This window comes from Pseudoduganella sp. HUAS MS19 (genome assembly GCF_053615455.1).
This window is the reverse complement of the sequence record NZ_CM132133.1, coordinates 4,700,732-4,724,754: the sequence shown is the minus strand read 5'-3', so window position 1 is coordinate 4,724,754 and position 24,023 is coordinate 4,700,732. Positions and strand designations below refer to the sequence as shown.

Below are 24,023 nucleotides of genomic sequence, written 5' to 3'. Positions count from 1 at the left end.
CATGAAATTAGCCTCCCTGAAAGACGGCAGCCGCGACGGCCGCCTGGTCGTCGTCAGCCGCGACCTGAAATCCTGCCAGCCGGTGCCGAACATCGCCGCCACCCTGCAGGATGCGCTGGATAACTGGGACGTCGCCGCACCGCAACTTCAACAGATCTACGCCCTGCTGAACCAGGGCAGCGCATCGGGCGCCCAGCCATTTGACGAAAGCCTGTGCCACTCGCCGCTGCCGCGCGCCTACCAGTGGGCCGACGGCTCCGCCTACATCAACCACGTGGAACTGGTGCGCAAGGCCCGCAATGCGGAAGTGCCGGCGTCGTTCTACACCGACCCGCTGATGTACCAGGGCGGCTCCGACAGTTTCGTCGGCCCGCGCGACCCGGTGTTCGCGCTGGACGAAGCCTGGGGCATCGACCTGGAAGCGGAAGTGGCGGTCATCACGGGCGACGTGAAGATGGGCGCCAGCGACGACGACGCTGCCAGGGCAATCCGCCTGGTCATGCTGGTCAACGACGTTTCGCTGCGCAACCTGATTCCGAACGAGCTGGCAAAGGGCTTCGGCTTCTTCAACTCCAAGCCGGCCAGCGCCTTCTCGCCGGTGGCCGTCACGCCGGAAGAACTGGGCAAGGCCTGGCAGGACAACAAGCTGCACCTGCCGCTGCTGGTGCAGATCAACCGCCAGCCGTTCGGCAAGCCCAATGCCGGCGAGGACATGACCTTCAGCTTCGCCCAGCTTGTGGCGCATGCCGCCAGGACGCGCGAACTGTGCGCCGGGACCATCATCGGCTCCGGTACCGTTTCGAACAAGCAGGGCAGCCTGCACGGCTCGAGCATTGCCAACGGCGGCGTGGGCTACTGCTGCCTGGCCGAAGTGCGCATGTACGAGACCATCGAAGGCGGCAAGCCGCAAACCGGCTTCCTGCAGTTCGGCGACACCGTGCGCATCGAGATGCACGACGCGCAAGGCAAGACCATCTTCGGTGCCATCGACCAGACCGTGCGCCATTACGGGGACCGTGAATGAAGCTCTACACCTACTTCCGCAGCTCGGCCGCCTACCGCGTGCGCATTGCGCTGAACCTGAAAGGGTTGGCGTATGAAGCAGTGCCGGTGCACCTGCTGCGCGATGGCGGCGAGCAGCTGGCGCCGGCCTATCGCGAAGTGAACCCGGCCGGCCTGGTGCCGGCGCTGGAGGACAACGGCATCGTACTGACGCAATCGCTGGCCATCATGGAGTATCTGGAAGAAGTGCACCCCATGGTGCCGCTGTTGCCGCAGGACGCCGTGGGCCGCGCCCGGGTGCGCGCGCTGGCGCAGACGGTTGCCTGCGATACCCATCCGCTGATGAACCTGCGCGTGCTCAAGCACATCAAGGGACCGATGGGCCTGAGCGAAGAGCAGAAGATGGACTGGTACTACCATTGGATGGGCGAGGGCATGCAGGCGCTCGAGGCGCACCTGGAGCGCGACGGCGACATGGGACGATTCTGCTACGGCGATACGCCGACCATTGCCGACTGCTGCCTGGTGCCGCAGGTGTACAACGCGCAGCGCTTCAATATCGACCTGGCGCCGTATCCGAACGTGGCGCGCATTGCGGAAAATTGCGCCGGCCTGCCGGCGTTCATGGCAGCGCATCCTTCCGCCCAGCCCGACGCGGAGTAGTCAGGACTGCACGACGCGGTTGCGGCCTTCCTTCTTGGCCCGGTACAGCGCCTTGTCGGCGCGCACCAGCAGGGAGGAGGGCGTATCCGCTGCGCCGTGCGGATCGGCTGCCGCCACGCCGATACTGATCGTCAGCTCCACCTCCACCCCGGACGCCGTCCGCACCCGCAACGCTGCCGCCCGTTCGCGCAAGCGCTCGGCCGCATGCGTGGCCACTGCGATATGCGTCTCCGGCATCAGCAGCACGAATTCCTCCCCGCCGAAGCGCGCCACCGTATCGACCGCGCGCAGGCTCGCTGTCAGCAAGGTCGCAGTCTGGATAATCGCCTGGTCGCCGGCCTCGTGGCCGTACGTATCGTTGATGCGCTTGAAATGGTCGATATCGATCATCAGCAGCGACAGCGGGTGGTGGAAGCGGCGTGCCCGTTCCAGCTCCTGCGCAATCTGCTCCGTCATCCTGCGCCGGTTGGCGATCCCGGTCAGCGGATCGGTGGCCGCCAGTTCCTCCAGCTTGCGGTTGGCCTGCAGCAGCTCCAGCGTGCGCTGCAGGATGCGCTCTTCCAGGTTGCTGCGTTCGCACGCCAGCTCGCGCATGGCGCGGCGCCGCGAGCGCAGCGACAGCACCAGCGCGGAAATCAATATGCCCTGGAAGGCGATCAGCGCGCCGGCCGAGATGATTTGCCAGCGGTACAGCTCCCACACATTGTGCGGGCGATTCAGCATTACCGCATCCTGCGGCATATTGCGCAGGCCGGCCCGGCGCGCCGTCGGGTAGTCGAAGTAGTAGCCCTGCACCTGGCTGGTCATGGCCGGCTGGCCGAGCAGCAGGCGCGCCACCATGCGGCCCACGGCTTCGCCGCTGACGACATATCCGCCCGCCACGCCCGGCATGACCAGCGATTCGGAGTGGGTGAACAGCGGCGCTTTGGTGGCGGCTGAGATCTGCAGCGCCAGCTCGCGCGGCTGGATGCGTGCGTGCCCTTCGCCACGCAGCGAGGCCAGCATGAAGATTGCGCTGCTGCGGTCCAGGAGCGCCGCGCGCCGGCGCAGCTCGTCCACGCTGCCATCGTCCCAGATCTCGAAGCGTATGCCGGGAAAGCGCGGCATGACGCTGCGGATGCGGTCAAGCCAAAGCTGGCAGCGCGCGCTCTTGTCGCCGACGATGGCAATGTGCCGCACATTCGGCGCCACCAGGGGAATCACGCCGATCGCGCGCGCAAAATCGGACGTCACCTCGTAACCCATGCCGTCGCGCGGCAGCCACTGGTCGCGGCCATGGTTGACGTAATGGCGCGGCACGCCGGCAAACAGTTCGGGATGGCTGGACAGGAAACGCGCCGCGACGAAGTTCTCGGTCACGATGGCGTCGAATTTGACATCGGCGTACTTGGTGGCGAGGTAGGGCGCCATGCCCTCCTGCGCCTTGTCTTCGCCCACCCGGTTGGCGTCGAAGCGCTCTTCGAAAACGGCCGGCGTCGCCCCCTGGCTGCTGCGACCCAGTTCGTCGTACATGCCCTTGTGTACCAGCCTTTGCCAGGCCGAGGAAGAATCGGCGCCGAGCGAGTACAGCACCAGCACGCGCCGCTCCCCGGCCAGCGCATGGGCACAGGTGCTGGCAAGCCATAAGGCGGCAGCCAGGCGCAGCAATGCACGAAAGTACGATCGGGGGCACATAGGGGAAACGAGTGTAGCACGCTCGCGTGCAGTTTAATTTCCCTGCGGGAAACTATCGTGGCAGATTTGCAACACCACGGCGTATTTAATCGAGCAGCAGCGAATAGAGCTGGGCCGGCGTGATCGGCTTGACAAGATGGGCGGCAAAGCCGGCGGCCAGGGCGCGCGCCTGGTCCGCCGGCTGGCCGTAGCCGGACAAGGCTACCAGCCGCGTGTTGCCAAAACCGGGCCGGCGCCGCAGCTCGCTGGCCAGCTCGTAGCCGTCCATGCCGGGCAGGCCGATGTCGAGGATGGCCAGGTCGGGCACGAAGCTGGCGCTGGCGCGCAGCGCGCTGGCAGGGTCGGCCACCGCCTGCACCTCGTGCCCGCCGACTTCCAGCAGGGTGCGCAAGCCTTGCAGCACGTCCTGGTTGTCGTCCACCAGCAGTACCCGGCGCGGCGCCACGGCAGCCAGGCGGCCCGGCTCGGCGCCCGCCGCAGGGGCGCCGGCCGGTTCGCCCGCCAGCGGCAGCCGGATGGTAAATTCGCTGCCGGCGCCATGGCCCGCGCTGTGCGCCGCGATTTCGCCACCGTGCAGCTGCACCAGGCTGCGGGCGATGGCCAGGCCCAGTCCCAGGCCGCCGCGCGAGCGGTCGATCGATTGCGGGGCCTGCACGAACTTGTCGAACAGGTGCGGCAGCATCTCGGCGCCGATGCCGATGCCGGTGTCGCGCACCATGATGACGACACGCTCCTGGTCGGCCGCCGCCCGGATCAGGATATGGCCGCCCAGGTTGGAGTACTTGGCCGCATTGGTCAGCAGGTTGACCAGAACCTGCACGAAGCGCATCGGGTCGGCATCGATTGCCAGCCCTTGGGCCGGCACTTGCAGTTCCAGGCTTTGCTGGCGCTCTTCCAGCAGGCCGCTGACGGTTTCCAGCGCCTGCGCCAGGAGCCGGGACAGCTCCACGCGTTCCATCCGCAGGGCGATCTTGCCCTGCGTGATGCGCGCCACATCCAGCAAGTCGTCCACCAGGCGCACCAGGTGGTGGGCCTGGCGTTCGATGGCCGCGTGCTCGCGCACCAGCCCGCCCAGGCCTTTAAGCCGCATCAGCTCCAGCGCGATCAGGATCGGCGACAGCGGGTTGCGCAGCTCGTGCCCGACCATGGCCAGGAAATCGTCCTTGGTGCGGTTGGCCAGCTCGGCATCGCGCCGCGCCCGCACCAGCTCCGTCACTTCGAAGGCCACGATGGCGACGCGGTCCACTTCGCCGCGCGCATTGCGCACCGGCTGGTGCACGTAGTCGAAGTAGCACTCCTGCAGGCCGCCGTCGCGCTTGAGCAAGACGCGGCGCGCCTTGCCGGTGACGGGCCGGCCGCTGGACAGCGCCAACTCCATCTCTTCCACCATGCCCTGGCCTTCCAGCTCGGGGAAGGCGCGCCGCATCGGCAAGCCGATCAGCTCGCGCTGCCAGCTCAGTTCCACGAAGCGCTCGTTGGCCAGCTCAAAGCCCAGGTCCGGGCCGCGCACAATGGCAATGGCGGCCGGCGCCTGCTGGAACGTGTTGGCCATGCGCGCCAGATGGGCGCGTTCGGCCTGGCGGATGCGCGCACGCATCAGCTGCGCGTCGACCCGCGTGAGCAGCTCGCGCGCGGAGAAGGGCTTGACCAGGTAGTCGTCGGCGCCGGCATTGACGCCTTCAATGCGCGCTTCCTCGCCGGCGCGCGCCGACAGGAGCAGCACCGGCACGTCATGCAGGGCCTGATCGGCGCGCATGGCGGCGATCAGGCCGAAGCCGTCCAGCTCCGGCATCATCACGTCGGATACCACCAGGTCGGGCAATCCGCCGGCCATGGCTGCCAGCGCTTCGCGGCCGTTGGCGGCGGTGCCGACATGCCAGCGCTGGCGCAGCAGGCGCGCCAGGTAGTCGCGCATGTCGGCGTTGTCGTCCACCACCAGCACGCGCGCGCCCAGCGTCACGACGCTGTCGTCGTCGGCCAGGTCGAGGAAGGGTTCCTCGCTGTCTGCTGCCGGCAGCCAGCGCTGCGCTTCCAGCAGGAAGGCCGCGCGCAAGGCGCCGGTCTCGGCATCGGCGCCGTGGCGCAACTGGTCTTCGCGCAAGTGGCTGCGGCCGAGCGGCAGGGTGATGGTGAAGGTGCTGCCTGCACCCAGCGTGCTTTCCAGCTCGATGCGGCCGTGCAGCAGCTCCACCAGGTCGCGCACCAGCGCCAGGCCGATGCCGGAACCTTCGTGCGTACGCGAGCGCGCCCCTTCCACGCGGCGGAAGCGTTCGAAAATGCGCTGCTGCTGGTCGCCCGAAATGCCGACGCCGGTGTCGCCGACTGCCAGCACGGCGGCTTGACCCTGCTGGCGCAGCCGGACCGTGATGCCGCCGTCGAACGTGAACTTGAAGGCATTGGACAGCAGGTTCAGCACGATCTTTTCGAACAGCGCGATATCGACCCAGGCGCCGGCGACTTCATCGCAGTCCACCCTCAGGTACAGGCCCGCGCTCTCCACCACCGAGCGAAAGCCGCTGGCCAGGTCGCGCGTGAGGGCGGCCAGGTCGACCTTGGCGTAGCTGGCGTGCATGCGCCCGTCCTGCACGCGCGAGAAGTCGAGCAGGGTGTTGACCAGCTTTTGCAGGCGCAGGGCGTTGCGCTGGGCCAGGCGCAAACGCTCGTGGTGCACGGCGGGCAGGCGGTTGGCGCTGTCGTCCAGCGCCTGCTCGATCGGGCCCAGCATCAGCGTCAGCGGCGTGCGGAATTCGTGGCTCACATTGCTAAAGAAGGCGGTCTTGGCGCGGTCCAGCTCCGCCAGCGCTTCGGCGCGCTGGCGCTGCTCGGCGGCGGCGCTGGCGTTCTGCACCGCAGCCGACAGCTGGCCCGCCACCAGGTCGCAGAAGGTGCGGTATTCGGCATCGAGCTGGCGCGCCGGGCTGGTGCCCAGCACCAGGACGCCGTCGGTGACCGGCAGGGCCAGTGCCACTTGCACCGTTTGCCCGGCCAGGCCAAGCGGCAGGCCGGGCAGGCCGGCCGTGGCCAAGGCCTGCGGCGTGCCGCTGGCCAGCACCTGCTCGACCGGCCACAGCGCGAGCTCGCAGGCCGCGTCCGCCACGTGCGCCGTTTGCTGCAGGCGCAGCGCCTCGCCCACCCGCTTGAACAGCAGCGCAAACGGAATATCGTCGCGGTTCTCGGCAATGGTGTGCATGGCGGTGGCGCAGGCGCTGGCCACATCCTGCTCGCGCAGGGCACTGGCCGACAGCGTCGACAGCGCGGCCAGGCGGCGCGCGTTCAGGCGCGTGGCGGTGGTGTCGGTGGAGGGGCAGAACAGCCCGCCCACGGCGCCCGCCTCATTGAAGATCGGGCTATAGGAAAAGGAATACCAGACTTCTTCCACCCAGTGGCCGCGGTTCATGAAGAGCTGGACCGCGTCGACATAGCTGGACTCGGCGCGCCGGAATACCTTGTCCACCAGCGGGCCGCAGTAGTGCCAAATTTCGGACCAGACTTCCTGCGCGGGCCGGCCCAGTGCCCACGGGTGCTTGGCGGCACCCAGCACATCGATATAAGCGTCGTTGTAGAGGAAGGTGGCCTGCGGGCCCCAGCCGATCCAGATCGGATGGCTCGAATTGAGCATCAGGTTGACGGTGGTGCGCAGGCTCTGCGGCCAGGCGTCAAGGGGCCCGAGCGGCGTGGACGACCAGTCGAAGGCCGCGATCTGCTGGCCTAGCGCCCCTGGGGAAGCAAGGAACTGCGAGCCTTCCGGTGTGATAGTCACGCGTTTCTCGACCTGTGAATTTTTAGCAATTCTGCACTGTATGAAACTCGAACGGCGCACACAAGTGTCCTGAACAAGCGCCGCCCCGGCCGCGTTTGACAGCACGATGCAAGCAACGGATACTGGGACGATGACGATGCCGCCTTTCCCCATCCGCAAGGAGTGCCCGCCGGGTGCCTGCGACTGCGACCGCGCGTCGCTGCTGGAGGACCCGCAGGCCGACCTGCGCATCCTGCGCCTGACGAAGGAAGAAGAGCAGCGCCTGCTGGAGCGGATCGCGGCCATTTCCACCTATGCCGAGCTGATGCGCATCGGCCAGCGGCTGGAAGAGCAGCTGGGCGTCTCGGTCCGCATTGCACCGGGACCGAACGAGGTGCGCACGGTGCGCGGCTTCCAGATCGAGCTGGGCGCGCGGCCCGGGCTGTGCCGCAAGACGCGCCAATCTGTACCCGCAGCGATACGGAAATGCCTCGATCGTCACCCTGAAATCGCTTTTGCCATATTGAATGCCCACGATCTGTTTGCCGGGCAGTAAAATATCTTTACTTCCTATCAAATCGAAAGCTGTATGTTTCGCAATATTCCGCGCATGCTCGGCATGTCCATTCTCGCCGCCACGCTGCTGCAGGCACCGGCCTGGGCGCAGGATGTGACGGCTCGCCTGGGGCAATTGCGGGAGTTTTCCTACCTGGCCGCCAATGGCACGCTGGCTGAACTGAAAAAACTGAAACCGCAAGTCGAACAATGGCCGCAGCGCGACCAGGCGACTTATTATTCCGTGCTCAGCAAGGTAACCCGCACCGCCGACCGCACCCTGTCGCTGCGGGCAGTGGCTGAGCAGGAGCGCATCGGACGCCTGCTCGATGACGATTCGATCATCGCCAATAGCCTGCTCGACCGTTCCTACCTGTACTCCGCGCTCGATGACAGGGAAGCGGCGAGCAAGCACCTGGAGCAGGCGCGCCAGTTGGCCGACCAGACCAGCGATTTTGCACTCCAGGCCAAAGTGATGCTCACCGTCGGCCAGGAAGAAATCCAGCGCGGCAATGGCCGCAAAGGGCTTGAGTATATTGACCACGCCGTGGCGCTGGCAGACAGGTCGGACCAGCCGATCGCCCAGTTCATGGCCCTGCGCGCCCGGGCCTATGCCCTGAACGGGCTGGCCGGCGGCAGCCAGGAGGCGCTCAAGTCGATCGACGTGCTTAAGGCCAAGGCGGCCCTCATTCCGCTTGATGGCCCCATGGTCCGAGCCCGTTATGCAGAGTGGGAAATTGCCGAAAGCGCGGGCCAGGTGGCGCGTGCCCGCGACGCGTTGAACGACGTGGTGGCGTGGCTGCAGAAGCATCGGATGGATGAAGATGTGCCTGAGCTGCAGGTCACCCTGGCCGACATGAGCTTGAAAAGCCAGGATTACGTCGAGGCTTTGTCGCTCAGCCGCGAATCGAAGAAGGCGGCCCTGGCCACCGGCAACGCCGAGATGGCCGAAATTTCACAGTTCAACGAAGGGATCGCCCTGATCTACCTGGGCCAGCTTGACGCGGGACGGGAAGCGATCGAGGCCGTCAATATCGAGATGATGGATGCCGACGCCCTGTCCGAGTATGCGCGGGCGCTGGACTATGTGGGCTTGAAGGAGCTTGCCCTGCAAGTCTATGCACGGGCACGGCGCAAGGCGCAGGACGCCAGCACCGTCCAGTCCCAGCTCCAGAAGAAAGAGCGCGAGGACGAAGAACTGCTGCGCCAGAAAGATGAGAACAGCAAGGAACGGCGCAACCAGTCGAAATTGCGCCTTGCCTGGTCGGTGGCCGCGGTCTTGGCCGCCGCTGCCTTGCTGGCGGTGGCCTTCCTGTACCGCAAGCTGCGCGCCGCCAACGTCAGGCTGAAAAATTCAGCGGCGGCGGCCGGCGCCGGGGACCACAAGCCGTAGACCGCCGTGGCCGGCGGCGATACAATCTCGCCTTTGCCCATCGCCGACAGCCGCCATGACGATTCCCAGCCCCATCCTGCAAGCGCTCGACCGCGCCCACCCTTCGTGGCGCCCGATTCTCGAGCGCGGCCTGCATGCGATCGCGGCGGCCAGCCCGGCCTACCTGCCGGCGCTGGCGGCCGACAGTTACCTGCCGACCGAATTGCGCCTGTTCGCCGCCTTCCAGCAGCCGCTGGACCAGGTGCGCTACGTACTGGTGGGCGAGGGCCCCTATCCGCGCGCCGAAAGCGCCACCGGCGTGTGTTTCATGGACGGCGCCGTACAGGGCTTGTGGTCGGAAGAAGAGGGCGGCGGCCTGTCCAAGCCCGTCAACAAGGCCACGTCGCTGCGCAACTTCATGAAAATGCTGCTGGTCGCAGACGGCCAGCTGGACCAGTCGAATACCGCCGGCACGGCGCTGGCCGCCTGCTCGGCCCGGGCCCGGGCCGGTGCCGCCATCCAGACCCTGGCCGAGATGCAGGAGCGCCTGCACCGCCATGGTTTCCTGCTGTTGAATGCATCGCTGGTGTTCCGCCCGCACGTTGCCCCTGTGAAAGATGCCAAGGCTTGGCTGCCATTCTTCGAAACGGTCATGCAGGCGCTGGCCGTACAGCAGCCGAAACTCATTCTGTGGGGAAAAATCGCCGAACAGCTCAACAAGCTGCCAAGCGTGCAGGCGCTGCCGCAGATCGTGGCGGAGCACCCCTACAATCTGTCATTTATTGCCAATAAGGAAATGCAGGCGCTGTTCGGCCCGATGGGTTTGCTCAAACGCTAAGCGGGGCGCGCATTGCCCCTCGGACACTCAGAGGCGCGTCCGGCAAGGTCTGCGCAAGTCTGTTATACTTGACTAAATCGTTCAAGTAATCCGGTGGTGCATTGCGAGAACAGAACGATATTTTAACTGAGTTGAACCGAGGTTGTGATGCGTCTGACTACCAAAGGCCGTTTTGCAGTGACTGCGATGATTGACCTGGCCATGCGCCAGGGCAAAGGTCCGGTAACGCTTTCCGGAATCAGCCAGCGCCAGTCGATTTCCCTGTCGTATCTCGAACAATTGTTCGGCAAGCTGCGCCGCCACGAAATCGTGGAATCGATCCGCGGCCCTGGCGGCGGCTACAGCCTGGCCCGCAAGGCAGACAAGGTGACCGTCGCCGACATCATTATTGCTGTTGACGAACCGCTCGATGCAACCCAGTGCGGCGGCAAGGAGAATTGCCACGGCGCCGACCACGCGAATGGCGCCCGCTGCATGACCCACGAACTGTGGGCCACCCTGAATGAAAAGATGGTCGACTACCTGGATTCCGTGTCGCTGCAGGACCTGGTGGACCAGCAAAAAGCCAAAGCCGCGGCAGAGCAGCCAGTCCATGTCCACCGCAACAGCAACCAAGCAGCCCTCGGTTAACCGAATTGGAGTAATTTAGATGAACGCCCCCGAAAAGAACGTCGCCCAGGTAGCACCGGTAGAATTCAAGACCGCGCCGCACTTCCCGATCTATATGGACTACTCGGCCACCACGCCGATCGATCCACGCGTTGCGGACAAGATGATCCCTTACCTGCGCGAACAGTTCGGCAACCCGGCCTCGCGCAGCCACATGTACGGCTGGACCGCGGAAGCGGCGGTGGAGGAAGCGCGCGGCCACGTGGCCGCCCTGGTCAACGCCGATCCGCGCGAAATCATCTGGACCTCCGGCGCCACCGAATCGAACAACCTGGCCCTGAAAGGCGCGGCCAACTTCTACAAGTCCAAGGGCAAGCACATCATCACGGTCAAGACCGAGCACAAATCCGTGCTGGACACCGTGCGCGAGCTGGAACGCCAGGGCTTTGACGCCACCTACCTGGACACCCAGGATAATGGCCTGATCAGCATCGAACAGCTGGAAGCGGCCGTGCGTCCGGACACCATCCTGATCTCGGTCATGATGGTCAACAACGAAATCGGCGTAATCCAGCCGATCAAGGAAATCGCCGCCTTCTGCCGCAAGAAGGGCATCATCTTCCACTGCGACGCCGCGCAGGCGACCGGCAAGGTGGCGATCGACCTGCAAGAGCTGAAGGTCGACCTGATGACCTTCACCGCGCACAAGACCTACGGTCCGAAAGGCGTCGGCGCCCTGTACGTCTGCCGCAAGCCGCGCGTGCGTATCGAAGCGCAGATGCACGGCGGCGGCCATGAGCGCGGCCTGCGCTCCGGCACTCTGCCAACCCACCAGATCGTGGCGATGGGCGAAGCCTTCCGCCTGGCGAAAGTGGAAATGGACTCCGAGATCGAGCGTATCCGCGCGCTGCGCGACCGCCTGGCGCAAGGCCTGCAGGAAATCGAAGAAACCTACGTCAACGGCGACATGGACCACCGTGTGCCGCACAACCTGAACGTGAGCTTCAACTTTGTGGAAGGCGAATCGCTGATCATGGCCGTGAAAGATCTGGCCGTATCGTCCGGTTCCGCCTGCACCTCGGCCTCGCTGGAGCCGTCCTACGTGCTGCGCGCCCTGGGCCGCAGCGACGAACTGGCGCACAGCTCGATCCGTTTCACCATCGGCCGCTTCACCACCGAGAAAGACGTCGATTTCGCCGTCGAACTGCTGAAAGGCAAAGTGGGCAAGCTGCGCGAACTGTCCCCGTTGTGGGAAATGTACAAGGATGGCGTGGACCTTTCCACCATCCAGTGGGCAGCGCACTAAGCGCAGAGCAGAATTCTTAGATTACAGGAGCATCAAAATGGCATACTCGGAAAAAGTCCTCGACCACTACGAAAACCCGCGCAACGTCGGTTCCTTTGAAAAGGGCGACGAGGCCGTCGGTACCGGCATGGTCGGCGCACCGGCCTGCGGCGACGTGATGAAGCTGCAGATCAAGGTCGGCGCGGACGGCAAGATCGAAGACGCGAAATTCAAGACCTACGGCTGCGGTTCGGCAATCGCCTCCAGCTCGCTGGTGACCGAATGGGTGAAGGGCAAGTCGCTGGACGAAGCGCTGGCCATCAAGAACACCCAGATCGCCGAAGAACTGGCCCTGCCGCCAGTGAAGATCCACTGCTCCATCCTGGCGGAAGACGCCATCAAGGCAGCCGTGAACGACTACAAGGCAAAACACGGCGCCTAAGCAGCGCGCGGAGGAAGTATGGCAATCACCCTGACCGAAAAAGCAGCCAAGCATATCAACCGCTACATCGAGCGTCGCGGCAAGGGCATTGGCCTGCGCTTTGGCGTACGCACGACCGGCTGCTCCGGTCTGGCCTATAAGCTGGAATACGTGGACGAAGTGGCGGCCGAGGACCAGGTCTTCGAATCGCACGGCGTGAAGGTCTTCGTTGACCCGAAAAGCCTGCCGTACATCGACGGCACCGAACTGGACTTCGCCCGCGAAGGCCTGAACGAAGGCTTCAAGTTCAACAACCCGAACGAGAAGGATGCATGCGGCTGCGGCGAAAGCTTCCGCATTTAATATCGTGCAGAATCACTTCGAACTCTTCCAGCTTCCACAGCAGTTCGCCGTCGACATGGGCGCCCTGGACGCCGCCTACCGCGAAGTCCAGAGCCGCGTCCACCCGGACAAATTTGTCAACGCCACCGATGCCGAAAAACGCGTCGCCATGCAATGGTCGACCCGTTCCAACGAGGCCTACCAGACCCTGAAGAATCCGCAGAAGCGCGCGCAGTACCTGTGCGAGCTGAATGGCGTCGATTTGAAAATGGAATCCAACACGGCCATGCCGATGGATTTCCTGATGCAGCAGATGGAATGGCGCGAAGAGCTGTCCGAAGCCCGCGCCGGCAAGGACGGCGACCTGCTGGACAAGCTGGACGGCCAGTTGCGCGCCGCCCGCAAGGCCCAGCTCACAGAGATCGAACGGCATTGCAATGCCGGTGACTATCACGCCGTTGCGCAAGGTGTGCGCGCGCTGATGTTCATCGAAAAATTCGGCGAAGAAGTGCGCTTCGCTTACGACGCCATCGAGGCGTAAAAGAAGAATAGGTTTCACCATGGCTCTTTTGCAGATTTCCGAACCGGGCATGTCGACCGCCCCGCACCAGCACCGCCTGGCAGTGGGTATCGACCTCGGCACCACCAATTCGCTGGTAGCGACCGTCCGCAGCAGCATTCCCGAAGTGCTGAACGACGAAGACGGCCATCCGCTGCTGCCTTCCGTGGTGCGTTACCTGCCGAACGGCCATGCGAACATCGGCTACAAGGCGCAAGCCCACCAGACCACCGACCCGAAGAACACCATCGTCTCGGTCAAGCGCTTCATGGGCCGCGGCCTGAAGGACATTGCCTACGCCGAAAACCTGCCATACGATTTCGTCGATGCGCCCGGCATGGTGCAGCTGAAGACCGTTGCCGGCGTTAAATCGCCGGTCGAAGTATCGGCCCAGATCCTCGCTACCCTGCGCCAGCGTGCGGAAGATTCCCTGGGCGACGACCTGGTCGGCGCCGTGATCACCGTGCCGGCCTATTTCGACGAAGCCCAGCGCCAAGCCACCAAGGATGCCGCGCAACTGGCCGGCATCAACGTCTTGCGCCTGCTGTCCGAACCAACTGCGGCGGCGATTGCCTACGGCCTGGATAACGGCTCCGAAGGCATCTTCGCCGTCTACGACCTGGGCGGCGGCACCTTCGACATCTCGATCCTCAAGCTGTCCAAAGGCGTGTTCGAAGTGCTGGCCACCGGTGGCGACTCCGCACTGGGCGGCGACGACTTCGACCACCGCCTGTTCTGCTGGGTGCACGAGCAGGAAAAACTCGCGCCGCTGTCCGACGAAGACACAGCGACCCTGATGGTGAAAGCGCGCGAAGCGAAAGAACTGCTGTCGACCAAGCCGGAAGTGACCATCGACGCCGTGCTGCGCTCGGGCGAAGAAGTCCACCAACGCATCACCCCTGAAATTTTCGCCGACATCACCAAGCACCTGGTCGCCAAGACTATGAACGCCGTGAAGAAAGCCCTGCGTGACGCCAACATCGACGCCGACGACATCGACGGCGTGGTCATGGTCGGCGGCGCCACCCGCATGCCGCACGTACAGCGCGCTGTAGGCGAATACTTCCACACCATCCCGCACGCCAACATCGACCCGGACAAAGTCGTGGCGCTGGGCGCAGCGATCCAGGCCAACCTGCTGGCCGGCAACCGCGCCGCAGGCGACGACTGGCTGCTGCTGGACGTGATCCCGCTGTCGCTGGGCATTGAAACCATGGGCGGCCTGGTCGAGAAGATCATCCCGCGCAACTCCACCATCCCGTGCGCCCGCGCGCAGGAATTCACCACCTTCAAGGATGGGCAGACCGCTTTGGCGGTACACGTGCTGCAGGGCGAACGCGAACTGGTGAGCGACTGCCGCTCGCTGGCCCGCTTCGAGCTGCGCGGCATCCCGCCGATGGCTGCCGGCGCGGCGCGCATCCGCATCACCTACCAGGTGGACGCCGACGGCCTGTTGTCGGTCTCGGCACGCGAACTGCGCTCCAACGTGGAAGCCTCGATCACCGTCAAGCCATCGTATGGCCTGGGCGACGACGACGTGGCGCGCATGCTGTCCGAATCGCACACCGAAGCGGAAGCCGACATGAAAGCCCGCGCCCTGCGCGAAGAGCAGGTGGAAGCCGAGCGCATCATGCTGGCCACCCAGTCCGCACTGGACGAAGACGGACCGCTGCTGAACGATGAAGAGCGCGCCGCCATCGACGCCCTGATGGCCGCCACCATGGACGTGCTGGTCAAATCCGGCAGCGGCGAAGCCGACCACTATGCGGTAAAAGCCGCCTACGAAGCCCTGGCCCAGGGCACCGAAGAATTCGCATCGCGCCGCATGGACCGCAGCGTGCGCAGCGCACTGGCCGGCAAGACGCTGGACCAGGTTGTTTAATCGACTGAGGAATAGAAGTGCCACAAATCGTCATCCTGCCGCATGCCAAGCTGTGCCCCGAAGGCGCCGTGATCGAAACCGAAGCAGGGAAGTCCGTATGCGACGTCCTGCTGGAGAACGACATCCACATCGAGCACGCCTGCGAGAAATCCTGCGCCTGCACCACTTGCCACGTACTGGTGCGTGAAGGCTTCAATTCGCTCAACGAAGCGACCGACACCGAAGAGGACCTGCTGGACAAAGCCTGGGGCCTGGAAGCGTGCTCGCGCCTGTCCTGCCAGTCCATCGTGGCGGACGAAGACCTGGTCATCGAGATTCCGAAGTACACCATCAACCACGCCAGCGAGGGCGGCCACTGAGCCGAGGTGCAGCATGTTGAAATGGAGTGATGTGACGGCGATTGCCGAAGCCCTGTACGACAAGTTCCCGGAGGTCGACCCGACCACCGTGCGCTTTGTCGACCTGCACAACTGGATCGTCGACCTGGAGGACTTCGACGACGACCACAAGCGCGGCGGCGAAAAAGTGCTGGAAGCGATCCAGCAGGCGTGGATCGATGAAGCGCAGTAAGCCCGCTGGCGGCGCCAAGGCCGCGCCTGCGCCTCGCGCTCCGCTCCCGGCAACCGTTACCGATATCCCTGAAGTCAAGCCCGGCCAATCGGTCGCGCTGCTGCAGGAACTGCACATCCTCACCCGCGACGGCAAGCTGAATCAGGACAGCCGCCGCAAGCTGAAGCAGGTCTATCACCTCTACCAGTTCATCGAACCGCTGCTGAACGACGTCCGTTCGGCCAAAGGCTCGGTATCGCTGGTCGATCACGGGGCAGGGAAGTCCTACCTCGGCTTCATCATCTACGACCTGTTCTTCAAGGCGCTGGGCGACGACTCCCACATCTATGGCATCGAAACCCGTGAAGAGCTGGTGGCGCGCTCCGAAGAACTGGCGCGCAAGTTCGACTTCCCGGGGATGAGCTTCCTGCCGCTGTCGGTCGCCGAATCGACCACCTCCGACAAGTTGCCGGAGCAGATCGACATCGTCACCGCACTGCACGCCTGCAATACCGCCACCGACGACGCCATCGACTTCGCCCTGAAGAAGAAGGCCAAACACATCGTGCTGGTGCCGTGCTGCCAGGCCGAAGTTGCGTCGGTGCTGCGCAAGAACAAAGGCTCCTCGCTGGGTAAGAACGTACTGACAGAATTGTGGCGCCACCCGATTCACACGCGTGAATTCGGCAGCCAGATCACCAACGTCCTGCGCTGCCTGCAGCTCGAATCGCACGGCTACCAGGTCACCGTAACGGAACTCGTAGGCTGGGAGCACTCGATGAAGAATGAGCTGATCGTCGCCACGTACAAAAATCTCCCGCGGCGCAAGCCTGCCGAGCGCCTGAAGGAAGTGCTGTCCACCATTGGCCTCGACGAAATGGGTGAGCGCTTCTACACCGGCGCGCCTGGCGTCGCAGCCGACACGCCTGCAGCCGCTGGCGAGGTGGCTCCGTGAGTTCCGCCTATCCAGCCGGTGCCGGCGCGAATCAGCCGATCGCGGCTGATGGCGAACGCTGGATCGACCTGCGCAGCGACACGGTCACCCATCCCAGTGCCGCAATGCGCGAAGCCATGTTCACCGCCCAGGTGGGCGACGACGTCTACGGCGACGATCCCACCGTCAACGCCCTGCAAGCCTACGCCGCACAACTCTTCGGCTACGAAGCCGCACTGTTCGCACCTTCCGGCACGCAAACCAACCTGATCGCCCTGCTGGCCCATTGCGGCAGGGGAGACGAATACCTGGTCGGCCAGGACGCCCACACCTACAAATACGAAGGCGGGGGTGCCGCAGTCCTCGGCAGTATCCAACCGCAGCCGATCACCAACCAGGCCGACGGCAGCATCGCCCTGCAAGACATCGAAGCCGCCATCAAGCCGCACGACTTTCACTTCGCCCGCACCAGGCTGCTGGCGCTGGAGAACACTATCGGCGGCAAAGTCCTGCCGCAGCAATACATCGCACAGGCGACCAGCCTCGCGCATGCGCGCGGCCTGGCGACGCACCTCGACGGCGCCCGCATCTGCAACGCCGCCGTCAAGCAAGCCATCTCGCTGAAAGACGCAGTGAAAGGTTTCGACAGCGTCTCCGTCTGCCTGAGCAAAGGCCTGGGCGCCCCGGTCGGCTCGGTCCTGTGCGGCAGCAAGGAACTGATCGAACAGGGCAAGCGCTGGCGCAAGATGCTGGGTGGCGGCATGCGCCAGGCCGGCGTCATCGCAGCCGCGGGCCTGTACGCCCTGCAGAGCAACGTCCAGCGCCTGGCCGAAGACCACGCCAACGCAAGCTGGCTCGCCGCCGAACTGGCAAAAATCGGGGTGCTGCAAGTCAGCGTGCCGCAAACGAACATCCTGTTCGTCACCATGCCGCGCGAGGCCTGCGAAGGCCTGAACGCCGCGCTGGCAGCAGAACGCATCCGCGTCTCGATGGCGCCGACGCTGCGCCTCGTGACCCACCTGGACGTAATGCGCGCCGACATCGAACACGTTGCAGCCGTATTCGCCCACTACTTCAAGCAATAATGAATAACGAAGACAACACCATCCGCCTCGCCAAGCGCGTGGCGGACATGGTTCCATGCTCGCGCCGCGAAGCGGAAAACTACATCGAAGGCGCCTACGTCACGGTTGACGGCGAGATCGTCGAAGAACCCGGCGCCCGAGTCGCGCCCGGACAGCAGGTCGCGCTCTCACCCGACGCGACCCTGCTCGACATCGCACCGGTCACGATCCTGCTGAACAAGCCGGCCGGCGCCGACGCACTGGCCTGCCTGGTACCCGAAGCGCGCAGCAAAGACGCCCAGCGCGTCCGCTTCCTCAAGCGCCACCTGCGCAACCTGACCGCCTGCCTCGCGCTGGACAAGCAAGCGGGCGGCCTGTTCGTATTCACGCAAGACTTCCGCGTGGCGCGCAAGCTGGTTGACGACGGTGCCACGGTCGAACAGGAATTGATTGTCGACGTCGAAGGTGAAATTGCCGACAACGGCCTCACGCTGCTCAACCAGGGCGCGGGCAAAGTAAGCTGGCAAAACGAGCACCGCCTGCGCTTCGCCGTGAAGCCCCCGAAACCAGCGCTGGTCGTAAAACTGTGCGCCGACGTCGGCCTGAAAGCCACCGCCGTTAAGCGCCAGCGGATCGGCCGCATCTCCATGTCCGGCCTGCAAGCAGGCGAATGGCGCTACCTCCAAGGCTACGAGCGCTTCTAAAATCCTATTGCCCAGCCCGTGTCACACCTTGGGGTCACACCCCAAGTGTGACACGGGCTCATCCTTCTCTGCGGCCGAGGTCGTGTCACACTGAGGGTGCGACCCCAGGGTGTGACACAAGCTCTAGCGTAGGGCGGTGGCAAGGCGAATTGTTACCCGTTGCACCATCGGTGCGATCAGCATTACGGCGAAAAAGGCGGCTGGCCAGGCGGCCAGAAAGGCATGGCCCCAGCGCTGCGCATATTGCGGGTGGAAGCCGATATTCAGCCAGGTGATCCAGCCGCTCATGATTACACTCATCAGCAACGACATCAGGGCTGCAAAAATCATTCGGGTACGCAGGTCAGGCATGATGCTCTCCAGCTAATTGTTCAATGCCATAAGCGTAGTTAATTCCGTTGAAGTACACTAGAGTTGAAATTTCAATCTCTAGTTCCAAAAATGGAATCATGCTTGACGACCTCGCTCTTTTCATCGCTATCGTCGATGCCGGCAGCCTGAACGCCGCTGCCGAAAAGGAGGGGCTACCGACTGCCACCGTTACGCGCCGCCTTCAGAAACTGGAGGCCGGCCTGGGGTATCGGCTACTGCACCGCAGCGCGCGCCGCACCATGCTGACGGCGGAGGGAAGCCAATATTACGAACAATGCCGCCCGCTGGTTCAAGCGTTGCGACAGGCAACTCTCAGGCTTGACGCCACCCTTGGCGCCGTCGAAGGTTCAATCCGCGTGCTTGCCCCAGTGAATTTCGCGAGCGAAATTCTGGCACCGGCCTGGGCCAGCTTTCTCGAGCAGTACCCTCGGGTGCAACTCGAACTGGAGCTGTCCAATGAAGTACAGGATCTGGTCGGCAGCGGCGCCGATCTGGCGATCCGCATCGGCGCATTGGCCGATTCCACGCTCACGCAGCGCAAGCTGGGCGAGGTGCGGCTGGTATTGGCGGCTTCACCTGCTTACCTTGCCCGCAACGGAACTCCGCGCAATGTGACGGAGTTGGAAGGCCATGCCACCATAGCCACTCTCCCTTTGCGCGAATGGCATTTGCAGGACCCCGGCACTGGCGCTCGATTCGTGCTGCATCCCGATCCTCGCGTGCGCGTCAATGAAGTGCGGTTGGCGGTGATGATGGCGGAAGCTGGCCTCGGCATCGTCCTGGCGCCAGAGTTACAATGCCACGCCAGCCTGGAATCGGGAGCATTGTTGCGGCTGCTGCCCGGCTGGACCACGCGTGAGCGCAGCGTCTACGCAGTCTGGTCTCAGCAGCGCTACCTGCCGGCCCGCGTGCGCGCCTTGCTGGAACACTTGGCGGCATTCACCGCCCAGCACCCTTTACTTACCGGAGATATCTGATGCGAGCATACCTGCTTTTATTCCTGCTGGTACTAATTCCCTTTAGTGCCAGGGCGGCAGGTCAGGGCTGTCCGGCGCGGGATGGCTGGTCAGCCAGTTGCTTCACGGAGCGAGCCGGCGTGCGTCAACTCAAACCGCAGTATCTGCGCAAGCTCTCCTTCAAGAAATCCGGCAAGGCAGTCATTGTCATCGATGGCTGGCCTAACGAAGTAGTGGCGCTGGATCGCCGTGGCCGCGTCGTCGTTCCTGGCATCTACCATACGAGCGACTACGACTATCCCTACGCCCCACGTGGCGTGGCACGCTTCGCTGACCAAAGCGGCAAGTGCGGGTACTTCCAGTCAAACACTTTCGAGATCCTCGTTCCGGCTGTGTATGACCACTGCATTGCATACCATGACGGCGACGAAGCCAACGCTTGCATCGATTGCGAAATGTATTGTACTCATCCCGATTGTTACAGCTTGCTGCTGGTAGGCGGGACCGGATTCGATCTGGATGCCGAGGGGCGCGTTACGCAGCAATATCCGCTACCGGATCTCGATAAGGCCTGCACGCACGGCATCAAGAAACTGGTCCGGGAGGGGCGCAGCCGGCACTTGGAGTGCAAAAAAGATCCCAACCCACCATTCAAGCTATGATTGCGTGATGGATAACGACTTCTCCCTCGTTCGCCGCTGCCTGATTCCAGCCGATGCCTTCATCCTGTGCGGTTGCCTGCGCGCGGCTGGACTGAATGCGACGGTCATGGATGACCAGCACATGCAGGCCGCGCTCCTGCTGGCGCCGGCCATCGGCGGGGCACGCGTGATGGTGCCGCAAGACGAACTGGAACAGGCGCTGGAAGTCCTCGCCGCTTTCGAGCGCGGCGAGTTGGCACTTGGCGATGATGAAGATGTTGGCGCGGGCGCCAGGGTCTACGAGTTCACGCCTCGCAAGTAAATACAATCGCCTGCATCTTGCCTTCGATGGCGCCGCTGCCGAACTTCCCGGTCAGCGCCGCGATCGCCGCTTCGGTCGCTTCCTGCAGGCGCGCCGGATCGCGCGCTTCAATATCAGCCCTTAACGGAGATCCCTGGCATAGCGCGATGGCGGTGGACGCCGCGGAATCGGCGCGGCTGGTCGCCGTCACCAGTTCGTGCGTGATACTGCCGGTCCAGCCGGCACGCTTCAACTCTTCGCGAATCACCTCGACATCATGCCAGCCAAACGGCACGCGCGCGAGGAAGCGCGGCGGGTCTTCGGGAAACACCTTGGCCAGCGCGTGGTTGATGGTGGCGGAAAAATCATTATGGCTGATACCGTCCCACACATTGAAGCAATACAGTCCACCCGGCTTCAGCACGCGGCGCGCTTCGCTGAAACCGCGCGCCTTATCGGGAAAGAACATCACGCCGAACTGGCAGGCCACCGCGTCAAAACTGGCGTCGGGGAAGGGCAGCACTTGCCCATCGGCTTCCTGCCATTCGACGCGCGGCGAGACGACCGCCTTGCGCGCCTGGTCCAGCATGGCGGGATTGAGGTCGGTGGCGACGATGTGCGCGGCGGGGATCTCTTGCAGAAGGTGCCGGGTGACGGCGCCGGTGCCCGCAGCCACTTCCAGTATGCGTGACGGACGCCGCTGCGCCAGCCGGCGCGCCATGTCGATTGCATAAGGGGTGAAGAGCAGCGGCACCATGGCGCGCTCGTAGGTTTCCGGAATAGAGCCAGTGAAGCTGCTGTCCTTGTCCATGGTTGCCTCCCTTGTCCAAGTCCAGTATAGCGAGTGCTTAAGCGGCTTTGGCGGCTTTTTTCTCGGGTTTCGGCAATTGCACCAGGCGGGTGCCGGCAATGCGGTCGTGCAGGAACTGGCGGTCCTTGTCGAGGAAGGCCGTCAGCGACCAAGCCAACACGCTGGCCAGCAGGGCGTACAGCTTGTGCTTATTGCTGAGGTCGGCCAGGAAGCCAACGACGATTCCCGGCAACACCCACATCCAGCTCAGCATGTAACGCAATGCAGCGGTGCGCAGCGGCAGGTGTTCATAGCCAGGCTGCACCACCTTGATGCGCCAGGTCTGCATGGCCAGGGTCTGGCCCTTGCGCGCCCATTGATGGATGAAATAGGCGCCCAGGATCAGGAAAGCCAGGAATTGCCGCATGTGCTCCACCAGCGGGGTGTGGCTGGCCTGGGTCGCGATCTCAAACACCAGGAATGGCAGGAACAGCACGGCAAAGGCCAGCAGGATTTCGTAGACCATCGAAATCAGGCGGCGCTTGACAGTCGGGGCAGCGTTATTTGCTTGCATTAGGAACGGCTGGTGGAGCGCTGGGCGCGGCTGGCGTAACGGAAGCCGGCATGCCTGCATCGGCCGCCGGCGCAGCCGGATTGGCGGCGGGCGCCGCAACTGGAGCGCTCGTGGCAGCAGGCATGGCAGCCGGAGCGAGGTGGCCCGCCCCCTGTGAACTGCCCGGCGGCACCACGGCCGGCGAGCCTTGCGGTAGGCCGATGGGCGCGGGCGGCACGGTGCCCGGCGGTACCGTACCTGGTGCGCGCACCAGGCCGTGGCCCTGGGCCTTGACCGGTGCCGGCGTCTTCACGCTGGACTGCGCCAGGCTAGGGGTCTTCACGACCTGGTTATTCTTGGCTGCGGCGGCCTGAGCCAGGGCTTTCCTGGCCTCTTCGGGCAATTGCTGGTATTGCTCCCACTCGGCAGCGCGTTGGCCCGGCGGTGTAGCCTTTTTCTGGGCGCGCGCAAAGTTCTCGCGCACGGCCTTGCGCTCGGCCGGCGACAGCGCCACCCATTCGCGCATGCGCTCCTGCACGCGCGCTTTTTCGGCCGGCTTCATTTTGGCCAGGCGATTGGCGATGGAAATCCATTTTTGCTTGCGGACCGGACCCAGCTCTTCCCAGGTGGACTCGAGGGGCGCCAGGGCTTGCTGCTGGGTGGGCTTGAGGTCGGACCAGTGCGGCTTTTCACCAACCGGCTTGGCAGGCGCTGCAGCAGTGGCGGTAGTCGAAGGTGCCGGCGCTGGGGACGAAGCAGGGCGGGTCACCAGCCAGGCGACGGCAGCGATCCCCACGCCCGCCAGCGCGATTGCTCCAGCAATCCATTTTGACCTGCCACTTACACGCGCCATACTTTATTGCTCGCGAGTCTCGAGATAGGCGCCAAAGCCCTGGTCAAGGTAAGCAGACAGCGGCAGTTCGTCGGACAGCACGGCGGCGTCCATTTCTGCCAGTTCCACGATCGATTGCTGTTGTTCGTACTGGTACACGCCAACCATGCCGCCCAGCAGCAACAGCAATGGCAGGGCCACGCTGACGCGGTTGAACCAGGCAAACGGATTGGCGAAGAAGCCGCTAGCGCCGCCAGCCACAGCCGGGGCGGTACGGGCCACGCGCACGCGCGCCGGGGCATCGGCTTTCTTGCGCGCCAGCGCCGCCTTGCGGGCGGCAGCCAGGCGATCAGTCGTCGAGGCTGGCAGATCGTCTAGCTTTTCATTGAGCGCGCGCCGCACGCCGTATGCAAAGTTGGTGTCTTCGGTGTTCATAACTTAATTCCCTTGGCTTTGAGCGATTCAGCGAGAGTGTGTGTTGCTCTTGAGCAATGCGTCTTTACGCTCCCTTCGGAACATCCCATCGCTTCGGCAGTTTCTGCTACATCCATGTCCTGCCAGTAACGCATGAGGAAGGCTTCTCGTTGACGCGCCGGCAGTTTTTGCACTTCTTCTTCAATTAACTGCAAGATTTGTGCCCGTTCTACCTGATCCGCACTCGACTCGGCCGCCTGGGAACCCTGTTCAGCCTCGTAAGATTCCAGTATATCAAAGTCTTCATGCTCTTCCTGGCCAGGGCCAAGGCCCGAGAAAAGACTTACCCAGGTATTACGCACTTTTTCGCGGCGGAAATAATCAAGTATGGTGGTCTGCAGGATGCGCTGGAACAGCGCCGGCAGTTCGGCCGCCGGCTTGTCGCCGTACTTCTCAGCCAGTTTGATCATTGCATCTTGCACAATGTCCAGTGCGGATTCGTCCTTTCGGACGGCATAGACCGCTTGTTTGAAGGCGCGGCGCTCGACACTTTCGAGGAAATCCGATAATTCTTTGTCTGTGGCCATGCGTCGGGAAGAGGGCTGCGCTATATCGCTAGTCTGAACAATCCGGCATTTTAACAAAAAATGCAGAATAAGCTTGACCAATATGGTGCAGCGCGGTAACGTTAAGGTCGCTTTGCACACCACAAGGCTCCCCGGTTCTTCGGGACAGGCACACAAAGCCGTTTCGAAAAGCCAGCTTTCTATTGTCAGCAGTTTGCTCTAACCCGTGCCACAAGCGCGAGAGGTAGGCTAGAAACCGCTGCAAAACTCCGGCCAAACGAGTTGCGTTTAGCACCGGCTTGTACTCCAGCTACGCATGGGGGAAGGGTCTGTGTGACCGCAGAAAGAAGGGAAGCTGAGAGTCGTGCACGGTGTCGCCCACTTCGCTAGGCAAGAGCATCCGATC

Annotated in this window: 27 protein-coding genes; 19 read left to right on the top strand and 8 right to left on the bottom strand. The window is 63.8% G+C overall.

The features are described 5' to 3' along the window. The first annotated feature begins 1 nt into the window (after nt 1). Together ACWBU6_RS21615 and maiA are read left to right on the top strand one after the other, a co-directional pair. Entirely contained in the window at nt 2-1,024 is a 1,023-nt protein-coding gene (locus ACWBU6_RS21615; RefSeq protein WP_452645415.1) for a fumarylacetoacetate hydrolase family protein, read from the top strand. Then, the gene (gene maiA, locus ACWBU6_RS21610) at nt 1,021-1,665 is read left to right on the top strand and encodes a maleylacetoacetate isomerase (RefSeq protein WP_452645414.1); all 645 of its coding nucleotides are present in this window, start codon (nt 1,021-1,023) and stop codon (nt 1,663-1,665) included. The genes ACWBU6_RS21615 and maiA overlap by 4 nt, the downstream gene beginning before the upstream one ends. Here the strand turns inward: maiA and ACWBU6_RS21605 are convergent, their stop codons facing one another. Both ACWBU6_RS21605 and ACWBU6_RS21600 read right to left on the bottom strand, forming a co-directional pair. Beyond that, entirely contained in the window at nt 1,666-3,339 is a 1,674-nt protein-coding gene (locus ACWBU6_RS21605; RefSeq protein ID WP_452645413.1) for a diguanylate cyclase, read from the bottom strand. 85 nt (nt 3,340-3,424) lie between these two features. After that, on the bottom strand, nt 3,425-7,099 hold the full coding sequence (locus ACWBU6_RS21600; protein WP_452645412.1) for an ATP-binding protein: 3,675 nt from the start codon (nt 7,097-7,099) through the stop codon (nt 3,425-3,427). Between the two features lie 130 nt (nt 7,100-7,229). On the opposite strand from ACWBU6_RS21600, the gene ACWBU6_RS21595 reads away from it, so the two are divergent. The 14 genes from ACWBU6_RS21595 (at nt 7,230) to ACWBU6_RS21530 (ending at nt 18,192) form a co-directional block, all read left to right on the top strand. Continuing rightward, nucleotides 7,230-7,634: a hypothetical protein gene (locus ACWBU6_RS21595; RefSeq protein WP_452649601.1), complete on the top strand. Its 405-nt coding sequence runs from the start codon at nt 7,230-7,232 to the stop codon at nt 7,632-7,634. Between the two features lie 33 nt (nt 7,635-7,667). After that, on the top strand, nt 7,668-9,026 hold the full coding sequence (locus ACWBU6_RS21590) for a hypothetical protein (RefSeq protein WP_452645411.1): 1,359 nt from the start codon (nt 7,668-7,670) through the stop codon (nt 9,024-9,026). Nucleotides 9,027-9,081: 55 nt separating this feature from the next. Then, complete coding sequence (locus ACWBU6_RS21585; RefSeq protein ID WP_452645410.1) at nt 9,082-9,843, top strand: uracil-DNA glycosylase; 762 nt, start codon at nt 9,082-9,084, stop codon at nt 9,841-9,843. A gap of 147 nt (nt 9,844-9,990) precedes the next feature. Next, nucleotides 9,991-10,473 carry a Fe-S cluster assembly transcriptional regulator IscR gene (gene iscR / locus ACWBU6_RS21580; RefSeq protein WP_057259448.1) on the top strand — a complete coding sequence of 161 codons (483 nt, stop codon included), beginning with the start codon at nt 9,991-9,993 and terminating at the stop codon, nt 10,471-10,473. Between the two features lie 19 nt (nt 10,474-10,492). Continuing rightward, a complete protein-coding gene (locus ACWBU6_RS21575) occupies nt 10,493-11,758 on the top strand; it encodes an IscS subfamily cysteine desulfurase (RefSeq protein WP_452645409.1) in 1,266 nt (421 codons plus the stop codon). A 37-nt stretch (nt 11,759-11,795) separates the two neighbouring features. Further along, nucleotides 11,796-12,179, top strand: a complete 384-nt coding sequence (gene iscU / locus ACWBU6_RS21570; protein ID WP_452645408.1) for a Fe-S cluster assembly scaffold IscU — start codon at nt 11,796-11,798, stop codon at nt 12,177-12,179. Between the two features lie 18 nt (nt 12,180-12,197). Next, nucleotides 12,198-12,521 (top strand): iron-sulfur cluster assembly protein IscA, encoded by a 324-nt coding sequence (iscA, locus tag ACWBU6_RS21565; protein ID WP_452645407.1) that lies wholly within the window; start codon nt 12,198-12,200, stop codon nt 12,519-12,521. Nucleotides 12,522-12,525: 4 nt separating this feature from the next. Continuing rightward, a complete protein-coding gene (gene hscB, locus ACWBU6_RS21560; RefSeq protein WP_452645406.1) occupies nt 12,526-13,041 on the top strand; it encodes a Fe-S protein assembly co-chaperone HscB in 516 nt (171 codons plus the stop codon). Between the two features lie 19 nt (nt 13,042-13,060). Beyond that, complete coding sequence (gene hscA, locus ACWBU6_RS21555) at nt 13,061-14,941, top strand: Fe-S protein assembly chaperone HscA (RefSeq protein WP_452645405.1); 1,881 nt, start codon at nt 13,061-13,063, stop codon at nt 14,939-14,941. Nucleotides 14,942-14,958: 17 nt separating this feature from the next. After that, nucleotides 14,959-15,300 (top strand): ISC system 2Fe-2S type ferredoxin, encoded by a 342-nt coding sequence (fdx, locus tag ACWBU6_RS21550; RefSeq protein ID WP_090444791.1) that lies wholly within the window; start codon nt 14,959-14,961, stop codon nt 15,298-15,300. A gap of 16 nt (nt 15,301-15,316) precedes the next feature. After that, nucleotides 15,317-15,511 carry a Fe-S cluster assembly protein IscX gene (gene iscX / locus ACWBU6_RS21545; protein ID WP_452649600.1) on the top strand — a complete coding sequence of 65 codons (195 nt, stop codon included), beginning with the start codon at nt 15,317-15,319 and terminating at the stop codon, nt 15,509-15,511. After that, the gene (locus tag ACWBU6_RS21540; RefSeq protein ID WP_452645404.1) at nt 15,498-16,445 is read left to right on the top strand and encodes a class I SAM-dependent methyltransferase; all 948 of its coding nucleotides are present in this window, start codon (nt 15,498-15,500) and stop codon (nt 16,443-16,445) included. The genes iscX and ACWBU6_RS21540 overlap by 14 nt, the downstream gene beginning before the upstream one ends. Nucleotides 16,446-16,549: 104 nt before the next feature. Beyond that, entirely contained in the window at nt 16,550-17,509 is a 960-nt protein-coding gene (gene ltaE / locus ACWBU6_RS21535) for a low-specificity L-threonine aldolase (RefSeq protein ID WP_452649599.1), read from the top strand. Then, entirely contained in the window at nt 17,509-18,192 is a 684-nt protein-coding gene (locus ACWBU6_RS21530) for an RNA pseudouridine synthase (protein WP_452645403.1), read from the top strand. The genes ltaE and ACWBU6_RS21530 overlap by 1 nt, the downstream gene beginning before the upstream one ends. A gap of 123 nt (nt 18,193-18,315) precedes the next feature. Here the strand turns inward: ACWBU6_RS21530 and ACWBU6_RS21525 are convergent, their stop codons facing one another. Next, complete coding sequence (locus tag ACWBU6_RS21525; RefSeq protein ID WP_452645402.1) at nt 18,316-18,543, bottom strand: DUF2798 domain-containing protein; 228 nt, start codon at nt 18,541-18,543, stop codon at nt 18,316-18,318. A 98-nt stretch (nt 18,544-18,641) separates the two neighbouring features. Here ACWBU6_RS21525 and ACWBU6_RS21520 point away from each other — a divergent pair, with 98 nt between their 5' ends. The 3 genes from ACWBU6_RS21520 to ACWBU6_RS21510 are packed head-to-tail and all read left to right on the top strand — an operon-like array spanning nt 18,642 to nt 20,483. After that, nucleotides 18,642-19,541, top strand: a complete 900-nt coding sequence (locus tag ACWBU6_RS21520; RefSeq protein ID WP_452645401.1) for a LysR family transcriptional regulator — start codon at nt 18,642-18,644, stop codon at nt 19,539-19,541. Next, on the top strand, nt 19,541-20,182 hold the full coding sequence (locus tag ACWBU6_RS21515) for a hypothetical protein (RefSeq protein WP_452645400.1): 642 nt from the start codon (nt 19,541-19,543) through the stop codon (nt 20,180-20,182). The genes ACWBU6_RS21520 and ACWBU6_RS21515 overlap by 1 nt, the downstream gene beginning before the upstream one ends. Nucleotides 20,183-20,189: 7 nt before the next feature. Next, nucleotides 20,190-20,483: a putative signal transducing protein gene (locus ACWBU6_RS21510; protein WP_452645399.1), complete on the top strand. Its 294-nt coding sequence runs from the start codon at nt 20,190-20,192 to the stop codon at nt 20,481-20,483. Here the strand turns inward: ACWBU6_RS21510 and ACWBU6_RS21505 are convergent. From ACWBU6_RS21505 to ACWBU6_RS21485, 5 genes are read right to left on the bottom strand one after another with little or no spacing between them, the layout of a single operon-like run. Further along, nucleotides 20,467-21,273 carry a class I SAM-dependent methyltransferase gene (locus ACWBU6_RS21505; RefSeq protein ID WP_452645398.1) on the bottom strand — a complete coding sequence of 269 codons (807 nt, stop codon included), beginning with the start codon at nt 21,271-21,273 and terminating at the stop codon, nt 20,467-20,469. The two genes, ACWBU6_RS21510 and ACWBU6_RS21505, sit on opposite strands and share 17 nt — an antisense overlap. Nucleotides 21,274-21,310: 37 nt before the next feature. After that, nucleotides 21,311-21,826, bottom strand: coding sequence for an RDD family protein (locus ACWBU6_RS21500; protein WP_452645397.1), 516 nt, complete (start codon nt 21,824-21,826; stop codon nt 21,311-21,313). After that, nucleotides 21,813-22,658 carry a DUF3106 domain-containing protein gene (locus ACWBU6_RS21495; protein ID WP_452645396.1) on the bottom strand — a complete coding sequence of 282 codons (846 nt, stop codon included), beginning with the start codon at nt 22,656-22,658 and terminating at the stop codon, nt 21,813-21,815. The genes ACWBU6_RS21500 and ACWBU6_RS21495 overlap by 14 nt, the downstream gene beginning before the upstream one ends. Before the next feature lie 3 nt (nt 22,659-22,661). Continuing rightward, entirely contained in the window at nt 22,662-23,072 is a 411-nt protein-coding gene (locus tag ACWBU6_RS21490; RefSeq protein ID WP_452645395.1) for a DUF3619 family protein, read from the bottom strand. Next, on the bottom strand, nt 23,069-23,662 hold the full coding sequence (locus ACWBU6_RS21485; RefSeq protein ID WP_452649598.1) for an RNA polymerase sigma factor: 594 nt from the start codon (nt 23,660-23,662) through the stop codon (nt 23,069-23,071). The genes ACWBU6_RS21490 and ACWBU6_RS21485 overlap by 4 nt, the downstream gene beginning before the upstream one ends. Nucleotides 23,663-24,023: the final 361 nt, after the last annotated feature.